At 38.5% G+C, this 20,326-nt stretch carries 20 protein-coding genes; 3 read left to right on the top strand and 17 right to left on the bottom strand.

What is annotated here, in order from left to right:
- Nucleotides 1-201 precede the first annotated feature (201 nt).
- On the bottom strand, nt 202-1,194 hold the full coding sequence (locus DD649_RS16900) for a substrate-binding domain-containing protein (RefSeq protein ID WP_294109708.1): 993 nt from the start codon (nt 1,192-1,194) through the stop codon (nt 202-204).
- Nucleotides 1,195-1,397: 203 nt separating this feature from the next.
- Nucleotides 1,398-2,210, bottom strand: coding sequence for a DeoR/GlpR family DNA-binding transcription regulator (locus DD649_RS16895; RefSeq protein WP_336430985.1), 813 nt, complete (start codon nt 2,208-2,210; stop codon nt 1,398-1,400).
- Between the two features lie 455 nt (nt 2,211-2,665).
- Here DD649_RS16895 and araD point away from each other — a divergent pair, with 455 nt between their 5' ends.
- Nucleotides 2,666-3,364: an L-ribulose-5-phosphate 4-epimerase gene (gene araD, locus DD649_RS16890; protein WP_294109696.1), complete on the top strand. Its 699-nt coding sequence runs from the start codon at nt 2,666-2,668 to the stop codon at nt 3,362-3,364.
- Nucleotides 3,365-3,754: 390 nt separating this feature from the next.
- Here araD and DD649_RS16885 read toward each other — a convergent pair whose 3' ends face one another.
- The 7 genes from DD649_RS16885 to DD649_RS16855 form a co-directional block, all read right to left on the bottom strand.
- Nucleotides 3,755-4,798 carry a tyrosine-protein phosphatase gene (locus tag DD649_RS16885; RefSeq protein ID WP_294109695.1) on the bottom strand — a complete coding sequence of 348 codons (1,044 nt, stop codon included), beginning with the start codon at nt 4,796-4,798 and terminating at the stop codon, nt 3,755-3,757.
- Nucleotides 4,799-4,811: 13 nt separating this feature from the next.
- The gene (locus DD649_RS16880) at nt 4,812-5,642 is read right to left on the bottom strand and encodes a PTS system mannose/fructose/sorbose family transporter subunit IID (RefSeq protein WP_336430984.1); all 831 of its coding nucleotides are present in this window, start codon (nt 5,640-5,642) and stop codon (nt 4,812-4,814) included.
- Nucleotides 5,639-6,424, bottom strand: a complete 786-nt coding sequence (locus tag DD649_RS16875) for a PTS sugar transporter subunit IIC (RefSeq protein WP_336430983.1) — start codon at nt 6,422-6,424, stop codon at nt 5,639-5,641. Before DD649_RS16875 ends, DD649_RS16880 begins: the two co-directional genes overlap by 4 nt.
- Nucleotides 6,425-6,469: 45 nt before the next feature.
- Nucleotides 6,470-6,943: a PTS sugar transporter subunit IIB gene (locus DD649_RS16870; protein ID WP_294109691.1), complete on the bottom strand. Its 474-nt coding sequence runs from the start codon at nt 6,941-6,943 to the stop codon at nt 6,470-6,472.
- 10 nt (nt 6,944-6,953) lie between these two features.
- Nucleotides 6,954-7,385 carry a PTS sugar transporter subunit IIA gene (locus tag DD649_RS16865; RefSeq protein WP_294109690.1) on the bottom strand — a complete coding sequence of 144 codons (432 nt, stop codon included), beginning with the start codon at nt 7,383-7,385 and terminating at the stop codon, nt 6,954-6,956.
- Nucleotides 7,386-7,598: 213 nt separating this feature from the next.
- On the bottom strand, nt 7,599-8,450 hold the full coding sequence (locus DD649_RS16860; RefSeq protein ID WP_294109688.1) for a MurR/RpiR family transcriptional regulator: 852 nt from the start codon (nt 8,448-8,450) through the stop codon (nt 7,599-7,601).
- Between the two features lie 135 nt (nt 8,451-8,585).
- A complete protein-coding gene (locus DD649_RS16855) occupies nt 8,586-10,076 on the bottom strand; it encodes an altronate dehydratase family protein (RefSeq protein ID WP_294109686.1) in 1,491 nt (496 codons plus the stop codon).
- Between the two features lie 250 nt (nt 10,077-10,326).
- Here DD649_RS16855 and exuR point away from each other — a divergent pair, with 250 nt between their 5' ends.
- Entirely contained in the window at nt 10,327-11,088 is a 762-nt protein-coding gene (exuR, locus tag DD649_RS16850; protein ID WP_294109684.1) for a transcriptional regulator ExuR, read from the top strand.
- 35 nt (nt 11,089-11,123) lie between these two features.
- Here the strand turns inward: exuR and DD649_RS16845 are convergent, their stop codons facing one another.
- The 5 genes from DD649_RS16845 to DD649_RS16825 all read right to left on the bottom strand — a co-directional run bounded on the left by DD649_RS16845 (nt 11,124) and on the right by DD649_RS16825 (nt 15,937).
- Nucleotides 11,124-11,858: a Crp/Fnr family transcriptional regulator gene (locus DD649_RS16845; RefSeq protein WP_294109683.1), complete on the bottom strand. Its 735-nt coding sequence runs from the start codon at nt 11,856-11,858 to the stop codon at nt 11,124-11,126.
- A 225-nt stretch (nt 11,859-12,083) separates the two neighbouring features.
- Nucleotides 12,084-13,406 carry an MFS transporter gene (locus tag DD649_RS16840; RefSeq protein WP_294109681.1) on the bottom strand — a complete coding sequence of 441 codons (1,323 nt, stop codon included), beginning with the start codon at nt 13,404-13,406 and terminating at the stop codon, nt 12,084-12,086.
- A gap of 200 nt (nt 13,407-13,606) precedes the next feature.
- Nucleotides 13,607-14,719: a mandelate racemase/muconate lactonizing enzyme family protein gene (locus tag DD649_RS16835; protein ID WP_294109680.1), complete on the bottom strand. Its 1,113-nt coding sequence runs from the start codon at nt 14,717-14,719 to the stop codon at nt 13,607-13,609.
- Nucleotides 14,720-15,191: 472 nt separating this feature from the next.
- A complete protein-coding gene (locus tag DD649_RS16830; protein WP_294109706.1) occupies nt 15,192-15,668 on the bottom strand; it encodes a GNAT family N-acetyltransferase in 477 nt (158 codons plus the stop codon).
- Nucleotides 15,668-15,937 carry a DUF1778 domain-containing protein gene (locus DD649_RS16825; RefSeq protein WP_336430982.1) on the bottom strand — a complete coding sequence of 90 codons (270 nt, stop codon included), beginning with the start codon at nt 15,935-15,937 and terminating at the stop codon, nt 15,668-15,670. Before DD649_RS16825 ends, DD649_RS16830 begins: the two co-directional genes overlap by 1 nt.
- Before the next feature lie 186 nt (nt 15,938-16,123).
- Between DD649_RS16825 and DD649_RS16820 the strand changes: the two genes are divergently transcribed.
- Nucleotides 16,124-17,443, top strand: a complete 1,320-nt coding sequence (locus DD649_RS16820) for a polysaccharide deacetylase family protein (protein ID WP_294109677.1) — start codon at nt 16,124-16,126, stop codon at nt 17,441-17,443.
- Nucleotides 17,444-17,499: 56 nt separating this feature from the next.
- On the opposite strand, the gene DD649_RS16815 is transcribed toward DD649_RS16820, so the two are convergent.
- The 3 genes from DD649_RS16815 to DD649_RS16805 are packed head-to-tail and all read right to left on the bottom strand — an operon-like array spanning nt 17,500 to nt 20,325.
- Nucleotides 17,500-18,609, bottom strand: a complete 1,110-nt coding sequence (locus DD649_RS16815; protein ID WP_294109675.1) for an acyl-CoA desaturase — start codon at nt 18,607-18,609, stop codon at nt 17,500-17,502.
- Nucleotides 18,599-19,723, bottom strand: a complete 1,125-nt coding sequence (locus tag DD649_RS16810; protein ID WP_294109673.1) for a sterol desaturase family protein — start codon at nt 19,721-19,723, stop codon at nt 18,599-18,601. Before DD649_RS16810 ends, DD649_RS16815 begins: the two co-directional genes overlap by 11 nt.
- A complete protein-coding gene (locus DD649_RS16805) occupies nt 19,720-20,325 on the bottom strand; it encodes a phosphatase PAP2 family protein (protein ID WP_336430981.1) in 606 nt (201 codons plus the stop codon). Before DD649_RS16805 ends, DD649_RS16810 begins: the two co-directional genes overlap by 4 nt.
- Nucleotide 20,326: the final 1 nt, after the last annotated feature.

Here is a 20,326-nt window from a genome sequence, read left to right as displayed (position 1 = left end):
TCGTTAACCCAAGTCACATACTTTTGTATGTTCCTTGGGATTAACTCATTTGTCGCCTAACTACAGTTCGAACTATTTAGAACTCGTATCTTTCATATTCAGAACTAGAACTTGTCATATATCGAACTAAAAAATGTCATACTTTGAATATGTATTTTTATGCGTTTATTTTTATTTTAAGTATTAATTGAGTCGTAGCGGTTACAGTCCGACATCAACCAGTTTTTTGGTGTTTTCGATATTCAATTCAACTGGGTTATCACTCAGAATCGTATTTCCGCTGACTTTGATTTGCCCCATATCACCGATAGACACGCCATCTTTGATTTCTTCACCATTCATCATGGCGGTGGCGACTTGAACAAACACTTGTCCTGCCACTTTCGGATTGGAAATATAGCCGCCGTCAATGGCACCTTTTTCGAGTAATTTAATGCCTTGGCCTGGCGTGAATGTACCGAACACACAGGTAGTATCATTTTTACGGCGTTTATCGATAGCACGACCAGCACCGATTGGACCTTGGGAACCAAATGACATAATGCCTTTTAAGTCTTTATGTTTTGATAGCAGATCATTAGCGGTACGCATTGAATCATCTACAGATTCGGCAACACCAAAGCGGTCATCAACCATTTGCATTTTTGGGTAGTTTGCCTTTTGGTAGGCAATGGCAGCATCAGCCCATTCATTGACTAATGGCACAGTTAAACTGCCTACAAACATGGCGTATTTACCTTCTTCACCCATGCAAGCAGCCATATCTTTCATATGGTTAGCACCCATACTTTGGGTATCGAGTAATTCGAAATCCCAATCGGCATTTTGTTGGTTTGGTGATTCGTGAGTAATAACTTTGATACCCGCATCTTTAGCGCGTTTGAGAACAGGTTCAAGGACTTTAGCATCATTAGGAACCACACCAATGACATCGACTTTTTTGGCAATTAAGTCTTCGATAGCACGAACTTGTTCAGCAGGGTCAGCGGTGGTTGGTCCAACTTGGAAAGCATTTACACCTAATTTTTTGCCTTCTTCGGTAATACCTTGTTCCATAACGTTAAACCAAGGAATACCACCCACTTTGACTACAACGCCCATGGTAAAGGGCTTCTGTGCTTTTTGTGTATCAGCCATGGCAACATTTGAAAACAGTGCCGCACTCATTAAACAAGGTAGGACTAATTTTTTCATATTCATCGTTGTATTCCTTAAAGTTGATGAAATATTAATGAGATAAATTTCATCAGCATGGTGTTGTGTATAATCGGATAGATATAATTAGCGTACGTTGATATTGCAGATAGCCGATATCATTGCACTGTTTTAAACAGCAACAGGATTTATTAATATTATTTTTACTGACTTAAATTATTATTAAAGTTTATTTATATAAATCATCTGTCACACTCAACGATATTTAAGTTGGGGAACTGTGATTTAAAATTATCATTATTAAGTTTATTTGTGATTAATACGTCAATATCATCAAAAGTACAGACTTGGCTAAAGGCATATTTATCTAATTTACTATTATCGGCCAGTAAGACTTTATTTTCTGATACTTGCAACATGATGTTTTTAAGTTTTGAATTTATTTCGCTGCCATCACGGATACCACTTTCAATGTTGAATCCTTGGCAGGATAAAAACAACGTTTTTATCTGAAAACTACGAATAATACTTTCTGCAATTGGGCCGTGAAAGTCGTCATGACGTTCTGAATATTCGCCTCCAATGCCAATAACTCTAACTCTGTCACGACAAGCTAATGCTTGGATGATCTTCACTGAATTAGTCACTACTGTAATATCAATATCTGGTATTTGTCGTGCTAAAAACCAACAAGTGCTGCTGTTATCTAACATAATGCAGTCGCCGGGTTGAATCAGTTTAAGCGCAGCTTTAGATATTTTCATTTTTGCATCAGGGTGTTCTTCGGTTCTTTTGCGAAACGACTCTGCACCATCAACCATTTGACTGAGTTTGACCGAAGAGGGCAGAACATTGAGGACGGTTGTTTCTTCTTGGTCAATGGCAACTGCACCACCGAAGCTACGAATAATTTTATTTTTACGTTCAAGCGCAGTTAAATCGCGGCGGATCGTTTCTTGTGAAACTAGACATAATTGAGATAATTCACGCACTAACGCCGAACCATTTTGGTATACATGGGAACAAATTAGTTTATGGCGTTCGGCTTGTAACATTTTCAGCTCCTATTCTTTCCACGATATTTATTCTGCCAGAGCCACTTTTTTTTTGTCGTGATTAGATTCAAGTAATACTCGCGTAGAAAAAAGAAAGATTTTTATAGTGATTGAAGTCACTAATAAATAATGGTTAATTCATTGGTTACATTTTGTTTTGTGATTAAAATCACTTAAATGGCGTTTTAATATGACCATCTCATCTAAGCATAAAAAAAATCGGTCATATTCAGGCGTTGTAATAGACCTTGAAATTGACTTTTCATGACCATTTACGCCCGAATATGACCGAGTTAAGGGGGTTTGTTAATTTTTTGTAAATACGCATGCTTTTTAAATCGTCTAAATCTGTTTACCTTAATACTAAGAGATGGGTTATCAATCAGCAAAAGACAGACAAGTTATTGTTCTTTTCTATTGATACTTAAGGTGATTTATAAAATTAGGGGGCTGGCATGCTCGAAAAACTCAAACAGCAAGTCTTTGATGCAAACCTTGCATTACCAAAACATAACTTAGTGACCTTTACATGGGGTAACGTCAGCGGTGTGGACAGAGAAAGCGGCTTGATGGTGATTAAACCGTCAGGGGTTGAGTATGAAACGATGAAAGCTGAAGATATGGTGGTGGTTTCATTGAGTACGGGTGAGGTCGTAGAAGGGAAATATCGTCCATCATCGGATACCGATACTCATCTGGCCCTGTATCAAGCTTTTCCTGAAATCGGCGGGATAGTGCATACTCACTCACGTCATGCCACCATTTGGGCGCAAGCTGGCCTGCCATTGAGTGCGTTAGGTACCACCCACGCAGATTATTTTTATGGTGAAATTCCCTGCACTCGAAAAATGACTGAAAACGAAATCGCATCAGACTATGAGAGAGAAACAGGTAACGTCATTATTGAAACCTTTGTGCAAAAAGGTATTTCTGCAAAAGATGTTCCAGCAGTTTTAGTTCATAGCCATGGCCCTTTTGCATGGGGAACAACGCCAGACAACGCAGTGCATAATGCCGTAGTTCTCGAAGAAATTGCGTATATGAATTTGCATACGCGCCAGTTAGTGCCACAAGTTGATGCCATGCAGCGAGAGTTGCTAGATAAGCATTATTTGCGCAAGCATGGGGCTGACGCATACTACGGGCAAAAATAATCTTCCCCTTTTTTACCCGTCATACTTCGCGCTGTCGGGGTGTTGACTGCTCTCGGCTACTCGGGTCACATACTGATGTATGCTCCCCGAGCTATCCTCGCTTGTCGCCTACCGACAACCCGAATTATTTAGGGTAAATTTTGGATTAAAAGATTAAATAGAAAATTTTTTTGAGGGTAAAGGTTAAAAATTGTTGGAGTACAGGCTGCTTTGGGCTATTTAGAGTGTATGCCTGTAATTTGAATTATTTTGGATATTAATAAGTTAGTTATATTAGAAATGGAAATAGCCACGAAGTATAATTAATGTGGCTATTTCCATTATTTAAACAATAAAAGGTCGTCGGTTTTATGGATTAAACCTATTTTTTAAATATGTATTTATATGAGATTATATTAAGTAAATTGCTTTTAGCTTATTAAAATCAGCCTCAGTAAAATGAAGTTCATTTTTAATATAATTTTCTACTGTTCCAGATATCTCTTCCATTGCATTAAATACTTCAATAATAAATATCTCTTTTGTATCAATTAATGAAAGTAAATAATCGAGAACATTTTGGTCTTGTGTGATTTCTCGATAAGCGGCCATCTTAATTTCATTACGCGCCAAGCGATTATGATGGGTTAACATATAGTCTTGTATAATAGTTGCTTTTGGTACACCAAGCATAGCAAGAACCAATAACGCTCCGTAACCTGTTCTATCTTTTCCTCCCCTGCAATGCTGAAGGCTTGGGCTATTATTGGGCTCAAGTAAAACGTTTATCATATGGCGAAAGGCTAGTTTAGATTTATCACTGACAACAAATTGGCGGTATTGCTCTAATATTTGCTGCCCTTCACCATTGGTTAATTCTTTTGGGATATTATTGAGTATCCCTTCAATTAAGGCTTTATCTTCATTGCTCGGCGCGGCAGCAAATTGTGCTGCTAATTCAGCTGTTTGTGCCGTTGCATCCAGATGATAAGTATTTTTTTCGCCGATGTGGCAATTGGGCGATTTATTAATTTCATTTTGCGTGCGGTAATCAATAATGCTTTTTATACCTAAATGAGATAGGTAGCTAATCGCTTTATCACTAAGGTTAAATAGATGATTTGAACGGTATAAAACACCCCATTTTACCTGTCTATTGTCCTCAGTGGTATAGCCACCAAAGTCACGAAAATTATTCATTCCATCAACAGGTAGCGTTCTTTCAGCAAAAAGCGTGCGAGACTCATCTTGTTGTAGAATAAAATAAATACGTTGTTTAGCCGCTAATGGATCTTGCACTGTTAGGTTATTTTCGATGCAATCAGTAATGAAATTATTAGGGGTAATTTCAGTATTAGGTTTATCCGTCCAATAGAGGGCGAGTTTACCTTTAGGTATTTCATCAAATTTCAGTTCAAGTGTTGACTCATTAATTCTATTTACGACGATTTCCATATATTTCCCTTTTTCATCCTAAAATGCCGAACATTGAGCAGATAACACCAAGAACCATCATGGCAATAATCAGCGCAACGGTATGTTTACCTTGCAACTTGCGAACAAGAAAAAATATTCCTAAGGCAAACAACAGAGTGAGTAAATTAGGAATAACTTTGTCAAACATCTCTTGGACTTTAATTGTTTGCTCACCAACTGAAATTGTCAGAGGTGTCGTTAACTTGACCGTTGTGGCGATTAAAGACCCGAGGACCATGACCCCGACGACGTTAGCTATATTGGTAATTCGTTGAATGATATTAGATTTTTTCGATTGCTCGATTAAATCAACACCTTTGTTATAACCGTAGTGAATAAAGAAATATTTAGAGCCGATATTGACGATATTGAATAAAATAAACATTAATATTGGGCCAATAATATTGCCTTGCAGTGCAAATGCAGCACCAATACTGCCGCATATCGGTAACCAGGTGAATTTTAATAAACTATCACCGAGGCCTGCAAATGGCCCCATGAGTCCAGCTTTAACAGATACAACTGCATCTTTCTCTTCTTCAGTTGTTTTTTCTTCTAATGCTGCGGTTACACCAAGAATTAATGCACCCGCATTGATTTGCGTATTAAAGAATTCAAAGTGTCTTTGCATGGCTTTAATTCGAGTTTCTTGATCAGCTTTTTCGTAAAGTTTATCAAGCACGGGCACCATACAATGCGCAAAGCCAATTGTTTGCAGCTTTTCATAGTTATATGAAAATGACATTGTTTGAATTCGCCAAAATATGCCGTTTAACTCTTTCTTGGTGAGTTTTTTATTTTCAGGAGTGGTGACGTCGTTCATAGGTCATATTCCTCTTCTTCATTTTTATTGGAAGCTGGTTGTTCTTCTGGTGTTTGACGCGTGCTATTGGTAAATGCCATGTCATAGAGGACGGCAAATGCGAGAGCAATAAATGTAATAGGAATAATCGGTAGTTTTAGGTAAGTGGTAAGCATGAAACCGAGCAAAAAGAAAAACCACATTCTGCCTTTTAGTAACATCAGTAATAATATGCAAATACCGACCGCAGGAATTAATTTAGAAGCAACACCCATCCCTGTGAGAATACTTTCAGGTACAGCATTTAGAATGCTATTAACGAGTTCACTACCGAAATAAACGGCAATAAAACAAGGAATCGCACGGATAAGAAACCACAGTGGTGTTGAAAAATAATGAACCTTAGTTAGGCCACTATAATTACCATCTAGAATCGATTTACTTGCCCACACATTTAAAAAACTGGCAAATGAACGCCAAATAATGAGTAATTGCTGGCAAAGTATAGAAACCGGAACGGCGAGTGCAATCCCTGCGGCAATACCGCCATTTGATGCAATACCCAGCGCCACACCAATAATTGAGCCGGCAATAATATCAGGAGCAGAATATGCCCCGACGTTGCCAATCCCCATCCACATCAACTCTAAAGTGGCACTTATAGCCAGCCCTTGAACCATGTCACCCATGATGATCCCGGCTACGGTTCCCGTGAGCAGTGGGCGTCTTAACATTTGCGGACCGACATCATCTAAAGAACATATTCCAGCCCATATTGCGATTAGAATTGCTTCAACTAACATAATAAACTCCTCGCTTATTGATAAAAATAAGCCTCAGCAAATGAATTAATTGAGCAATGTTTTCAATTCAACAATGGAATCTTTTGGAACCATTTGAATTTCAACTGCAATGTTATGATTAATAATCGATTGGAATGCTTGTTCTTCTTCGGGCGTGACAGCAACTGCACGAGATAAATTGCGGCGTCCTTCTTGCATCCGCATGCCACCCACATTGAGTTTTTGAAGTTGTAAGCCATTTTCAACCAACTTATTCACATCGACGCTATTGGTAAATAGCAACATAGTGCGTCGTTTTATTTCGGTTTTTTTCAGGACATCGATAAACTTATCAACTGCAAAAACCACCACTTTTAGATCCGGTGGTGCCGCCATGGTGAGTACAGACTGTTGAACTTTGTCATCTGCGACTTTGTCATTCACAATAATGATTTGTTCAATGTCAAAATTTTTAACCCAAGTGGTAATAACTTGGCCGTGGATCAATCTATCGTCTATTCGAGCTACATTAATTGGCATAAATGATCCTCTATAATTCACTGTCGAATTGTTCTGTTGGTTTTAGATTTTCCCCGATTTTGACGCAGCTATCAGGGAATACTTCAATAATGATTTGATGAAGTTCATCCAGTGATAAATCGCGGTTACCTAAAATTTCGAGTAATGTTGGCACATTGATACCGCAGTACAAGGCAACATCATTTTGTGTTAACACTAATTCACTGGCTAAATTACAAGGTGAACCGCCCAATAAATCGACTAAAATTAAAACGCCGTTTCCTTGGTTTATTTTTTGGTATGTGTCGAAAAATTGTTCTCTAACTTGGTTAATATTGCTTTCTTTTTGGATGGATATGACGGCAATATTTTCTTGTTCACCAATTAACATTTCAGCACATTCAAGTAGCCCTTGAGCGAAAGGCCCATGGCTTGCCAATATGATAGGAATTTCAGAACTCATTTTTTTCCCCTTTATCGCTATTTGTTTTTCGTTATTTTTATTAGTAATAAAATTACTATATTATTATTGATTCGAAGTAACAATATCACAAAAAATAACAATGAATAGTCTTAGTCGTGAAAAAGGATCATTTTTGTGAGCAAGATCGAGGCTGCAACAGCAGCCAGTGAAGAAAAAGGGAAATGAAATATTTTTAATAAATGCAGGGTATCGTTAGTTATTACTATTTAGGCGAGAAAAACGTTCTGCTCTGGTGCTTATCTGCTTGGAAATTCGCTCATCATATTGACCAACAAATAAATTAGTTATTAGCATGTTGATTACGGTTAACTGTGAAATTTTAGAGCGTATAGGAATAATACGAGAAATATTTTCAGTTGAGGTGGTGTGTAAGATAATTTCAGCAAGCGAAGATACAGAGCTTTGTCCCATTTTGGTGATAGCTATTGTGGGGACGTTAAGTTCTCGAGCTAGGGTTAATAGCTTAATGCATTCATGATTTTCACCCGAATGTGAAATAACAATAACGAGGTCATTTTCATTTAACGTATTAACGATACTAAATTGGATGCTGTAATCAAGGTGGCAGTTAACATCTTTTTTGATTTTGATTAGCTGATATTCAAATTCCTTTGCCACTAAGCCGCTGCTCCCTGCACCATAAATAACAATTTTTTGACCTTTACGAATTAGTTCATTGGCCTGCGCAAATACATTTAAATTAACGAGTGCGCAGGTTTCTTCAATGGATGATTTTTCAATTTGACTAACTTTGTAGTTAATCGTTTCCATCGGATCATTAATATCGATATCTTCTTGAAGAAAGGTGCCATACGATTTGTGATTAATAGAGGAAATTAAATCTATTTTTAATTCACTAAAGCCTTGGTAACCCAGTTTGTGGCATAAGCGTAAAATTGTGGTCGTACTGACTTTATTTTCTTGCGCAAGAGATTGGATACTCATGCTCTGAATGTCTCTCTTATTAGCAATAATGTACTCGGCGACTTGTTTTTCTTTGGTTGAGAGGCTATCTCTAGATTCTCGAAGTTTTAGATCTATCATCGTATACCCTGCTAATAAGTTGAAAATAGTCATACCAACGGTAATCCTACCATATATCAAAAATAGCGATACGATGACTTTTATCTGTTTGCGCTGATAGCACTCATATATTTAGTGCTATCAGCAAGTCGCGTATTAAAGTGTCACGCCCATTTTAAAAATAGCTAATTCACGAAAATCATTAATTTCATTTTTGGCTTGTTCACCATTAACAATTTTCACGACATGCTGAATAAAGTCATTTAATAACTGGTCCATGTTTTTACCTGTTAATAGTGCGCCTGCATTGAAATCAATCCAATGTGGTTTTTTCGCCGCTAGTTCATTGTTGGTCGCTATTTTAAGCGTTGGGACAAATCCACCATAAGGGGTTCCTCGGCCTGTGGTGAATAACACCATATGACAACCAGCTGCGCCCAATGCACTGGTTGCTATCGCATCATTTCCGGGAGCGCTGAGTAGATTGAACCCGTTAACGGCTAACCGCTCGCCATATTTTAAGACATCCATCACCTGACTGGTACCTGCTTTTTGGGTACAACCTAATGATTTTTCTTCTAAAGTTGAAATGCCACCCGCTTTATTGCCCGGTGATGGATTTTCATAAATAGGCTGGTCATGTTCAATAAAATACTGTTTGAAATCATTTACCATATTGACAGTTTTTTTGAATGTATTTTCATCATGGCAGTGATTCATTAAAATTTGTTCTGCACCAAACATCTCAGGGACTTCGGTTAATACGGTGGTACCGTTATGGCTAACCAGAAAATCAGAGAAACAACCCAGCAGTGGATTAGCGGTAATACCCGATAATCCGTCAGAACCCCCACATTCAAGGCCAAATTTGACCTCACTGAGCTTGCCTGTAACGCGTTTGTCCTGTTTGACAACTTGATAAAGCGTGTTTAAGTGTTCTATACCTACTTGGATTTCATCATCAAGTTGCTGACATACCATGAATTTTACGCGTTCGTTGTCATGTTCACCGAGGGTTTCTTTAAAGGCGGCGACTTGATTGTTTTCACAACCTAAGCCAATAACTAATACGCCACCTGCATTCGGGTGTTTCACTAAATCTTGTAAAATGGTGCGTGTGGTTAAGTGGTCGTCCCCTAATTGAGAACAGCCTAAGGTGTGGTTATATAAATAAACACCATCAATACCTAATTCATCACAATGCTGTTTGTTGAATTGGTCGATCATTTTTCTGGCGAGCGCATTGACGCAACCGACGGTTGGGATCACCCAGATTTCATTGCGAATCGCCACATCGCCATTTTGACGACGATAAAGTTGCACGTCTGGATCAATTCGCGTTGCCGAAAGAGTATTATGTGCAGGGTGATACTCATACTCACTTAATGCGCTTAAATTGGTAGCCACGTTATGGGTATGCACATGTTCACCGACGGTAATTGCGGTTGTTGCATGGCCAATTGGTGCGCCATATTTGAGAATATTTTCGCCTGTTTCAATGGCGGTTAGTGCGATTTTATGTCCGCGATCAACTGCATTTTTTAGCGTAATGGTTTGATCATCAATAGAAATACTATCACCTGCTAGCCTATCAATGAGTGTTACTGCGACATTGTCATTTGGGTGTATTTTAATAATATCTTTCATTATGTTTTTAATCCCTAGCTTTAAATCAGATTTGAGGAAAAAAGTGCTATTCAGGGTTAAGTGATTTCAATTTTAGTGGTTAGTTTTCACACATTATATGCCATGGTTTATATCTTTAAAAGTTATTATACCAATTTTGAGTGAATTTATTTATGGGTCTGTGGTTATTTAACCCATGGATGATAAAATTCGTTATAATTGAGCTATTGTGTGCTGGCTATCATCGATAGCAACGTGAAAGGGGAAATGAATGAGCTCACCAGAGAATGAACAGCGTCTGTATCAGCAAATTGCAGCGTTAGTTAAGGAACGGATTGAAAACAATGAATATCCTGTAGGCACCAAACTACCTGCGGAGCGTTTGTTATCTGACGAAATGAATGTCAGCCGCACAGTGATCCGTGAAGCGATCATCATGCTAGAAGTCGAAGGCTATGTGGATGTTAGAAAAGGTTCTGGTATACATGTCATCAGTAACCTGTCCAATAACTCAGTCAAAGCAGAGAATGGACTTGAGTTTAGCCATTGCGGTCCTTTTGAGTTACTGCAAGCAAGACAATTGATTGAAAGTCACATTGCTGAATTTGCCGCGACTCAAGCCACAAAAGAAGATATTTTGAAATTGGTTGAGATTCAAAAAAATGCCCGAAAAGAGGACCGATTTCGTGATTCTCAGTGGGATTTAAAGTTTCATATGCAGGTGGCGGCATCGACACACAATAGTGCGATGGTAGTGATTGTTGAACAGATGTGGAGCCAGCGTTTACGTAATCCTTATTGGATAAAACTGCATGAGCACATTGATAATCGTTCTATTGAGAGTTGGTGTGATGAACACGATAAAATTCTTCAAGCATTGGCGCATCGAGACCCTAAAGGCGCTCGACAAGCAATGTGGTTGCATTTAGAAAACACTAAAAAGATGCTATTTAATGCAACCAGTGATGATTTTGAATTTAATATGGATCGCTATATTTTTGCTGATAGTCCGATTGTTGATAGTCATGATTAACGTGGAAAAGGGCGCATATTAATTATAAAAATAGATTAGTCTTCATCATCTTCTGAAATTTGCTTTAAGGCGGGAAGGTTGACGAGCACAATTTTTCCGTATTTTGCATCTATCCAACCTAACTTTTCCCATGCTACAAGACGTTTGTTAATGGTCTGTCGCGTGGTATTGATGATTGTAGCTAAATCATCTTGCGTGAGATACAAACTTAGTTGAGTACCTTTTTCATGGGGTTCGCCATAACCCTCCGCAAGGCTGAGTAAGCGTTTTGCTAAACGAGCAGAAACAGAAAGTAGCGCAGAGTCATTAATAATGGTAAATGCATTACGAATAACTTTGCAGAGTAGGATATTTAATGATTGATAAAAGACAGGATATTTTTCTAAGATAAGTGTCAAATCTTTAGGGGTAATCGTTAGCAAGATAGTCGGGCTAATCGCTTTAGCATCATGGGTGCGTGCTGATTTATCTAACATTGCTATTTCACCAAACCAATTGCCTGGCGATAAGTAGCGAAAGACACATTCACGTCCATCAGTCGAAATTGAACTGACTTTAACCGAGCCTTGGATAACGGCATATAATCCACGAGCGGGATCGCCTTGGTAGTGAACCATTTCACTGTCATTATAAAAACGCAGCGTTGCACATTGCATCAGGATATCAATTAAATAACTGGGTAAATTACTAAACCAGCTATTTGTTTGTAATACATCAAGAATATTCTCATGAGTTAGAGCAATATTACTATTTTGTACGGATATGTTCACTTGAATGCTCCCTGCATGAATAGGCTGTTCTTATCATGACATTAGGTGGGGTTATGTTCAATGTTGAACTTATCTATTTGATATTGATTTACAGAAAATAAAAATAACATTTATATTATCAACATAATTTTAAGCGTGATGATTTTTGAATCGATAAAAAAGTGATAAATAGAAATCTCCCAAGCAATATAAAATTGCTCGGGAGATTAATTAATTTAATAAAACTTAATATTCAAATTTCTTTTCAATCCCGAATCTTTTTAATGTCAGAATTAAAAGTCCGCCAATAAAGGCCACTAAGGCGATGAAATATAACCCTGCACGCGCAGATTCAAATGTTGTATCAGCCCAAACTCTCAGATTAGGTGCAACAAATCCACCTAGATTACCGACTGAGTTTATAAGCGCGATACCTGAAGCGGCGGCAGTTCCCCCTAAATATGCGGATGGGAAGGTCCAATACAGTGGTTGCATCGCTAAGTGACCCGCTGCTGCAACACAAAGAGCAATGATAGCAATAATTGGGATGCTATCAAATAACCCTGATACTGCGATGCCTGCGGCACCTAACATAAAGGTAACTGAAGCCACTTTACGTCGTTCTTTTAAGCGCTCTGAAAGACGAGGAACATAGTAAACAGCGATGGCGGCACACAGAGGTGGAATTGCGGTAACAAAACCCACTAATAATCCGACTTTAGTACCTAATAAGGTGGCGATTTGTGTTGGTAGGAAAAAGTAAATTCCATAGCCACAAACTTGGACAGTAAACCAAATTAAGCACAGATAAAGTACGCGAATATCCAGCAGTGCGCTCAATGCACCCTTTGGACTGTGACCTTTTTTTGCATCTTCTTCTTGAGCTAGTTTCGTTGAAAGTGCTTTTTTTTCATCGTCAGAAAGCCATTTTGCTTTTTCTGGGCGATCATCAAGGTAGAAAAATACCCAAACACCGACAATGGATGCTAATAAACCTTCAACAACGAACATCAATTGCCAGCCATGTAATCCGAACGCGTAGGATGTGCCATCCAATGCCAGTAATGAACCGGATAGTGGCCCACCAATAATAAAGGCTAGAGGTGCGCCAAATAAGAAGTAACCGGTGACACGGGCACGGATATTTTGTGGAAACCAAAAGGTGAGATATAAAATAACGCCTGGGAAGAAACCAGCTTCACTTACCCCGAGTAAGAAACGCAACACAATAAAAGTCGTTTCATCGTGAGCAAACATCATGGCAGCTGAAATGAGACCCCAAGTCACCATAATACGTGACAACCAAACTCGAGCACCTATTCGATATAATAAAATATTACTTGGAACTTCAAAGAGTGCGTAGCCGATAAAGAAGATACCTGCACCGAATGCATAAGCGGCATCGCTTAAACCTGTTGATGATTGAAACGCTTGTTTAGCAAATCCGATATTTGAACGGTCTAAATAAGCGAGTATGAACATTAATACCACCATCGGTATTATTTTTCGAATAGCTTTGCTGGTAGCCGATGATAAATGTTCAGTATTGGTGACAGTATTGGTGGACATGGTTCACCCCAGTATTGTTATAAGGTAATGATGCTATCTATCCATTAATTAATTATGACGAATCCAACTCTCCCCCAAATATAGGCGGAGTATAGAGTAAAATTTATTGAAGACGTCAATTAAAATGAATAATTCTATTTTTATTTATTTTCCCTTTTCCTCGGAGAATAATTATTTAATAAAGGAAAAGGGAATTATCATTATTTAACGTTAAATTTAGCTAATGCTTCTGGTTTTAATGTTGTACCTGCTCCCGGTGCTGTCGGGGTGGTATAAACACCATCAACAACGGCGACAGGGTCGACGAAACAATCTAGTGTCCAAGGAATAAATTCCAATAATGAGCAAGCTGGATGCGCCATAACTAAATGCAATTGTGCTTGCATCATATCGCCATGGTGCGGTGTGACAGGTAAATTAAAAGCTAAACCTAAATCAGCAATTTCCCACACTGCGGTTAAACCACCACAACGAGTTGCATCGGGTTGTAAATAATCCACCGCGCCTGCGAGCACAAATTCTTTAAATGAATCATTGTGATACAGTAATTCACCAAGTGCTATTGGCGTATCCATATAGGCGGCGAGTTGTTTATGGCTAGACACATCATCATGCCATAGTGGTTCTTCAAACCACTTAATATTGAAATCATTTAAACGATGACCATATTGTTTAGCAATACTGATATCCCATTTACCGTTTGCATCAACCATTAAGTCAATGTCGTCACCGATAGCATTGCGAACGGCTTCAATACGCTGTAAATCTTCGCGCGGATCAGGTTTGCCAATTTTCATTTTGATGGCTTTGAAACCTTCTTCAAAGATCATTTTTTTACAATCATCGACAAGATCGTCTTGGCTACGAACTAACCAGCCACAGTCGGTGTTATAGGCGTTTACTTTGTTGTGCTTAGAACCGCCAAACAATTGCCATAATGGCTGATCTGCGGCTTTTGCTTTCAGATCCCACAGTGCAATATCGATAGCAGATAATGCCATTTGCATTAAACCGCCACGGCCAACCCAGATATTGGTTGAGCTACGAGACAGTTTTCTATGCAGATAGCGAACTTCAGTAGGATCTTCGCCTATTAGCATTGGGCCAAAGACATCTTCCATGATCGTCGTAATTAAACGGTCAGTGGTGATGTCAGCATGTGTTCCCGTGTGGCCGTAACCGACTAAACCACACTCAGTTTTGATCATCACACCCGGCATTCCCCAATGTGTGATGCTGTGAGTTGAATCGCCGATAAGATCATTAGTGACTGGCACATGCATGATAAAGGTACTGATTTCTTTTATTTTCATGGTAATTTCCTGGTGTTAAAACTGGTTGAGAGCCAATCTAGCAGCGGGGATCGTAATTAACTGTCAAATGATTTACAGATTCGGTTTGGAAGTCACTTTTTACTGATAACTATGAGCTAGATCTCTTTATTTTGTATGATAGCTCATGAAAAATTGAAGTAGTGGTTATACCAAGCAGGTGATTTTGACATAATTGGTATGATAACTTTGTGTGATTTAGTATGCGGATAATTTAATTACTTAATTATTACTCAGGTGAAGAGTGTGATGGTTATCAATTATGCATAACCTTATGACATATATGAATTTGTGATAATTTTATTTATTGGTTTTCTTATCTTTATCGTTTAAATGATAGACTATCATATAGATTACTTCGGAAATAATACCAAACATAAAAGCCTATCCAATATTTAAAACTTAAATTAAATTAGTAGTAATTAGTGTTTAGTTATTTTTAATATCAAAAAAATTATAATTTAAGCATCAATGTCATAGGGCTAATAGGGGATGTTGTAAAACCATAATATTCGTAAAATTGTTTTGCTTTATTATTAAGAGCATGAACAAGTAATGCACGGACCCCCGCATTTTCAGCTACCGCTCTAACTCGAACTACAGCATCTTGTAATAAAGAAGCGCCTACCTTTCTGCCTTGAACTCGTCGGTCGATAGCTAATCTGCCGAGTACAATAACAGGAATTGGCTCTGGCATATTTCGACGAATACTGCCAGTCGCTTCATTGTGTGATATTGCTCCAGTTGCTAAGGCGTAATATCCCAAAACATATTGAGATGGATCGATAGTCACGAAGGTCCGACTAGCTCCGTTTAAATGGTTAGATAGCGCTCGACGTTTCAGCCAATCATCTAATGAGGATTCCCCGCAAAAGAAGTCGTCAAGTCGATGAGATGAAGATAATGGTTGAGGGGCTGATAGTTGCGGAATCATTTATCTTCCTTCCATGGTGTTTCTATTGACATTAAACGTTCAAGACCTGAATTACTATTTACAGGGGCATCAAGTAATGCGCTAAATTGCTGAAATTTATCATTATCTAACTGGAAAAAAATTTGATCGAGTAATACTGCTTGGGCTCGCTCGCAAGCGACTTCAAGCATAAAATCAGATCTATTCTTACCAAGGATACTGGCAGCTTCATCGATTAAGTCACGTTGTTCTGGATGCGCCCGAAGATTTATTGCCGCATTACGCATATTCATAATTCCTAATTTTGTGTGTACATTGGATATACAATAATTTAGTGTATATCTATTGTCAACACGCTATAGCTAATGTAAATGGGAATACTTTTATGATTAAAATTTTATCTGGGGTATGGGGTTCAATCGATTGAAGAGGTAGAATATGTACAACAATATCGCAATTATCGCGGATAAAAAATGTATAACCGATTATTCATGCTGTTTTTTGTCTTATTTACGAGTTATTTTCCATCAGCTTTTGCTACTGAACTTGAAAACAGTACTGAAAATTGGAAGTTGGCGGATATCCCACCTAAATTGGTTCAAACTAACACGACAGAAACTATTTTTGCCTCTGTTGCAGGTGAAATGCGTCCCGTTGCTGATTTAAACCCTGACCATGGTTTTTATGCTTTTAACCCTGCGGGTGATTATTGCGCAATGCAGTTTGGTAATGATTATGCTTTTGTTAAAACAGCTCAATTATCAACGAAGAAGCCTCGCTATGTGCCAGAAGCTGATAGGCTGAATGATTTACAAAATCCGATTTATGACAATCTGATCACTACCCAAAAAACCGCGGTATATAATTCAACGAAAAAAAATGGCAAACAGATCGCCACGTTGCGAGAAAATCTACGTTATCCCGTTTTAGTTCGTATGATCAAAACAGATAAAAAGGGTGAAAAAACGGGGTGGTTAACTATCCGTTTAGGGGATAGGCTTGGCTATATTCGTTTAGATGACGTTTCTCTTGATAAAGGGATCCCAGTCTTAACTTACCATCATATTCTTAAAAATAGTGAAAATAAGCATTTTAGAGAGACATCAACGACCACTTCAGTCGAAGCATTTCGTGATCAAATGAATTATTTGAAAACAGAAGGTTTTCAAACATTATCGTTAGCAGATTTAGAAGATTATTTAAATAAATCAGCCAATTTGCCAGGTAAAGCGGTAGTATTGACTTTCGATGATGGCCTCAAATCGGTTCATCGGTATGCATTACCTATTTTGCGACATAATAAACAACAAGCGACACTGTTTGTAATTTCCTCTCGTATTAAAACAAAACCGCAGAATTGGTCAGCCGATACATTGCAGTTTATGACGAAAAAAGAAATCAAAGAAAGCCAAGATGTATTTAATATACAGTCACATACCCATTTTCTTCATCGTTTAGATATACGTGGTACGCCCGTTGTTTTTAGCCGAAAAGAACACACTATTATGTTGGACTTTAGGCATTCAATGGACATTTTGCAGAAATTTGAGCCAGAGCAGCGTTATTTGGCTTATCCATTTGGTGCTTATAATCAATCTGCTGTAGATGCTGCAAGAGATGCTGGAATACATATTGCTGTGACGACGATCCAAGGAAAAGTTCGCTTAGGCGATAATCCATTTACCTTAAAAAGATTGTACGCCTATAGCACTGACCCGATTAGTAAATTCGCACAAATGGTCGGTAATAGCGAGAAAAGTGTATTTAATCAAAATGTTATTGTAGATAATTAATACCTGAATTTATCTAATGGTGTTGAGCTTTATGATTTAGTTAGTAAAACTCAACACTAATCCACCTGTTTACCTGAGCCCATCTCTTTTAAAAAACGTTGTTGATAGATAAACAATTCTTTTGCATCGATACAATGATAATCCATGGAAAACTGCTTGGCTGTTTGCTCAATGATTTTAGCAAGGGTGGGGTAATGACGGTGGTTCCAATTTGGGAATAGGTGATGTGTGAGATGTAAGTTTAAGCCTCCTAGCCAATAAGTCAGCCATTGTGGCTTAGTTTTCCAATCGTAAGTTGTTGAAAATGTGTGAGTATAAAATCCATGAGGCATATTGCCTTCTTTTGGTGCAGTATAAAATGTCGCTTTTGCCCAATGGGTGCCAAGTATCAATACGACGAATATTAAAGAAGCAAACATTTGGCTAAGTAGGTAGGTGAGTAGCAAAGTGCCGATGCCAATACTTGTTCCCATCAATAAATAAGCAGGAATAATAATTGCGACTAACAGGTGCAATAACTTAGCTAATAGAAATGAAAATAAACCTTGTTTACCTTGATGGCGTAAATGAGGTGCGACTCGCGTAAACTGGAATCTATCCATCCAATCAAAAAACCAAATCAGCGCAGGAAAGGTCATCGCAGCCACTAGCGGCCAATACAAGTGCTGAGCACGCATGAAAGGATACCAACGCTGATAAGGGGTCTGCCTCAGTATATAATTTTCTTCAATATCTAAATCATAACCGCGAATATTGGTATGGGCATGGTGGAAAATAATATGTCTAACTCGCCAACATTCAGGGTCTAAGCCGAGTGGAATAGTGACCCAGAAGTTAAGCCAATAATTGGCTTTGGCATTTTTAAAAATCGCATTATGGGATGCGTCATGTACAAGGTTGATTGCAAGCAATAGGGCGAAACAGATAAACAGAGGATAAAAAACAAAGAATATCCATGGTTCTGCTTCACCCATAAACAGCGCCATGCTGTAGCTGCCTAGGCAACAAAAGAGTAGCGTTAAGCTTTTTAAATAAAATCGCAGATCAGCGAATCGATGATCTGAATTATCTTTCAGATATTGGGTCGCCGCGTTAGTTAAAGCGCGGCTAAACGCTTGATCATGACGATGCTGATAACCTAAAGGTCTTAAGGGTTTAGACGGCATCTAGCACCTTTATTGGTTGTCTACCTATACCGAATAACATAAGTAGGCTATGTAGCCATAGCCCACCGGCGGCAATGATCCAAAATGCATTGACCCATTGCCAAACAAACAATAAGCAGACTAATAGTAAAGTAGCGATAGAAAACCAACTCCATAAGCCGATTTTTCTGCCGTCAGAGATAGCCGATAGTGCTACGGTACCCAGCGCTAAAAGAACAAATAAAATCACTTGTTGGGTAGTGGTGCCTTGGTAGCCATACCCATAGAGATAGACATAACCGATTACCAAGGTAAATAGTAGCAAGGTACCGATAACCAATGCCAATTGATTAACGCGATATAACGGCGCAGGCTTGTGCGACGGAGCTGCTTTTCGTCTGAAAATCCGCCAAAAAGGCAAGTTGCTATCGATAAACGGATTTTCCGATGGCGGAGCACCTTTAATACCAAAGTGATGCTCTGTTTCGGGTAATTTAGCAAATGTGCCAAATAGTTTGTCCCAAAAAATAAAGCTACCTGCAAAATTGCGATTTGAGTAATGTCCTTCTTTAACGTGGTGCACGCGATGATGTTGTGGTGTCACCATAACGGCTTCTAACCAGCCGAGACGTGGGATAAGGGCGCTATGGTTAAAGAATTGAATCGTATAGTGCAAAATGGAAACCGTTAAAAAAATCTCAAGGGGGATACCCATCAAAGCAAGTAACATAAAGAAAGGGATTGAGGTCAGTGAGGAGTACCATGAGTTGCGTACCCCAAGGGAAAGATTGTAATGCTCCCCTTGATGATGAACTACATGCACCGCCCATAACAAACGATATTTATGGTGTAAGCGGTGTAGCCAGTAAAAACCAAAATCCCATGCAAGTATCGTAAAGATCCAAACCAGTGCTGTAGGCCAGCTTTCCACTAAATTAAAGGAATAATGTGTCACAACAAAGCCATAGCAAAAAATTTCGAGTCCACGAAATAACCAAAGCATGATATGCCCAGAGTTTAAGTTGAAGACCAGCTCTTGCCAACTGACCGTGCCTTTTTGAGTTTTGGCAATCACAACCCCTTCCGCAATCACCACAAACAGCATAAAGACAATCGGAAATGTTAATTCATTCATGAAGATTTTCTCCATAGGCGGTATTGTGCAATGCGCACAATCCATAACGCGCTAAAAGCGGTGACAGCACCTGTCACTACATCAATAAACAAATGACGTTTTAGCACCAATACCGATAAACAGATCGCAATGGCCCATAATAAATAGAAAGCCGTCCGACATTTTTGTTGTTTTGACCATAATGCAACGAGTACAACAAGAGTCAATGAGACATGTAGAGAAGGTAATAAATTTTGTGGACTATCGATACCAATTAGTGCCGATAACGCGCGACTCGCTAAAGAAACATCCGCAAAATTGGCATAAACCATCGTGGTTGGAAAGAGAAGATAAACACAACCTGAAATTAGTGCACATAACTGCATGGCGACCATTAAGGGTCGTACATTTTCTGATTGACATAATAAGTAGCCAAGTGGAATAAAAATAAAGAAAGAGAGATAAAACCAAATTGCATTCACTGAAAAGCTGAATAGGTTATCAATAAAACCGGGTGTTAATAAATCTGCTGTAGGAGATGCTTGTCCTGTATAACTATAGACAACACCAACAGTTCCCCAACCTATTAAACAGCACAATAGTCGCTGAAGTATTTCCTTCATC

The organism is Providencia sp., assembly GCF_003533305.1.
Taxonomy (GTDB): domain Bacteria; phylum Pseudomonadota; class Gammaproteobacteria; order Enterobacterales; family Enterobacteriaceae; genus Providencia.
This window is presented reverse-complemented; position numbering and strand designations above follow the sequence as displayed.

Excerpts from the sequence above, each read along its gene's own strand:
- DD649_RS16900 (WP_294109708.1), bottom strand. The coding sequence starts at position 1,194 with ATGAAAAAATTAGTCCTACCTTGTTTAATGAGTGCGGCACTGTTTTCA.
- DD649_RS16895 (WP_336430985.1), bottom strand. The coding sequence starts at position 2,210 with ATGTTACAAGCCGAACGCCATAAACTAATTTGTTCCCATGTATACCAA.
- araD (WP_294109696.1), top strand. The coding sequence starts at position 2,666 with ATGCTCGAAAAACTCAAACAGCAAGTCTTTGATGCAAACCTTGCATTA.
- DD649_RS16885 (WP_294109695.1), bottom strand. The coding sequence starts at position 4,798 with ATGGAAATCGTCGTAAATAGAATTAATGAGTCAACACTTGAACTGAAA.
- DD649_RS16880 (WP_336430984.1), bottom strand. The coding sequence starts at position 5,642 with ATGAACGACGTCACCACTCCTGAAAATAAAAAACTCACCAAGAAAGAG.
- DD649_RS16875 (WP_336430983.1), bottom strand. The coding sequence starts at position 6,424 with ATGTTAGTTGAAGCAATTCTAATCGCAATATGGGCTGGAATATGTTCT.
- DD649_RS16870 (WP_294109691.1), bottom strand. The coding sequence starts at position 6,943 with ATGCCAATTAATGTAGCTCGAATAGACGATAGATTGATCCACGGCCAA.
- DD649_RS16865 (WP_294109690.1), bottom strand. The coding sequence starts at position 7,385 with ATGAGTTCTGAAATTCCTATCATATTGGCAAGCCATGGGCCTTTCGCT.
- DD649_RS16860 (WP_294109688.1), bottom strand. The coding sequence starts at position 8,450 with ATGATAGATCTAAAACTTCGAGAATCTAGAGATAGCCTCTCAACCAAA.
- DD649_RS16855 (WP_294109686.1), bottom strand. The coding sequence starts at position 10,076 with ATGAAAGATATTATTAAAATACACCCAAATGACAATGTCGCAGTAACA.
- exuR (WP_294109684.1), top strand. The coding sequence starts at position 10,327 with ATGAGCTCACCAGAGAATGAACAGCGTCTGTATCAGCAAATTGCAGCG.
- DD649_RS16840 (WP_294109681.1), bottom strand. The coding sequence starts at position 13,406 with ATGTCCACCAATACTGTCACCAATACTGAACATTTATCATCGGCTACC.
- DD649_RS16835 (WP_294109680.1), bottom strand. The coding sequence starts at position 14,719 with ATGAAAATAAAAGAAATCAGTACCTTTATCATGCATGTGCCAGTCACT.
- DD649_RS16825 (WP_336430982.1), bottom strand. The coding sequence starts at position 15,937 with ATGCGTAATGCGGCAATAAATCTTCGGGCGCATCCAGAACAACGTGAC.
- DD649_RS16820 (WP_294109677.1), top strand. The coding sequence starts at position 16,124 with ATGTATAACCGATTATTCATGCTGTTTTTTGTCTTATTTACGAGTTAT.
- DD649_RS16815 (WP_294109675.1), bottom strand. The coding sequence starts at position 18,609 with ATGCCGTCTAAACCCTTAAGACCTTTAGGTTATCAGCATCGTCATGAT.
- DD649_RS16810 (WP_294109673.1), bottom strand. The coding sequence starts at position 19,723 with ATGAATGAATTAACATTTCCGATTGTCTTTATGCTGTTTGTGGTGATT.
- DD649_RS16805 (WP_336430981.1), bottom strand. The coding sequence starts at position 20,325 with ATGAAGGAAATACTTCAGCGACTATTGTGCTGTTTAATAGGTTGGGGA.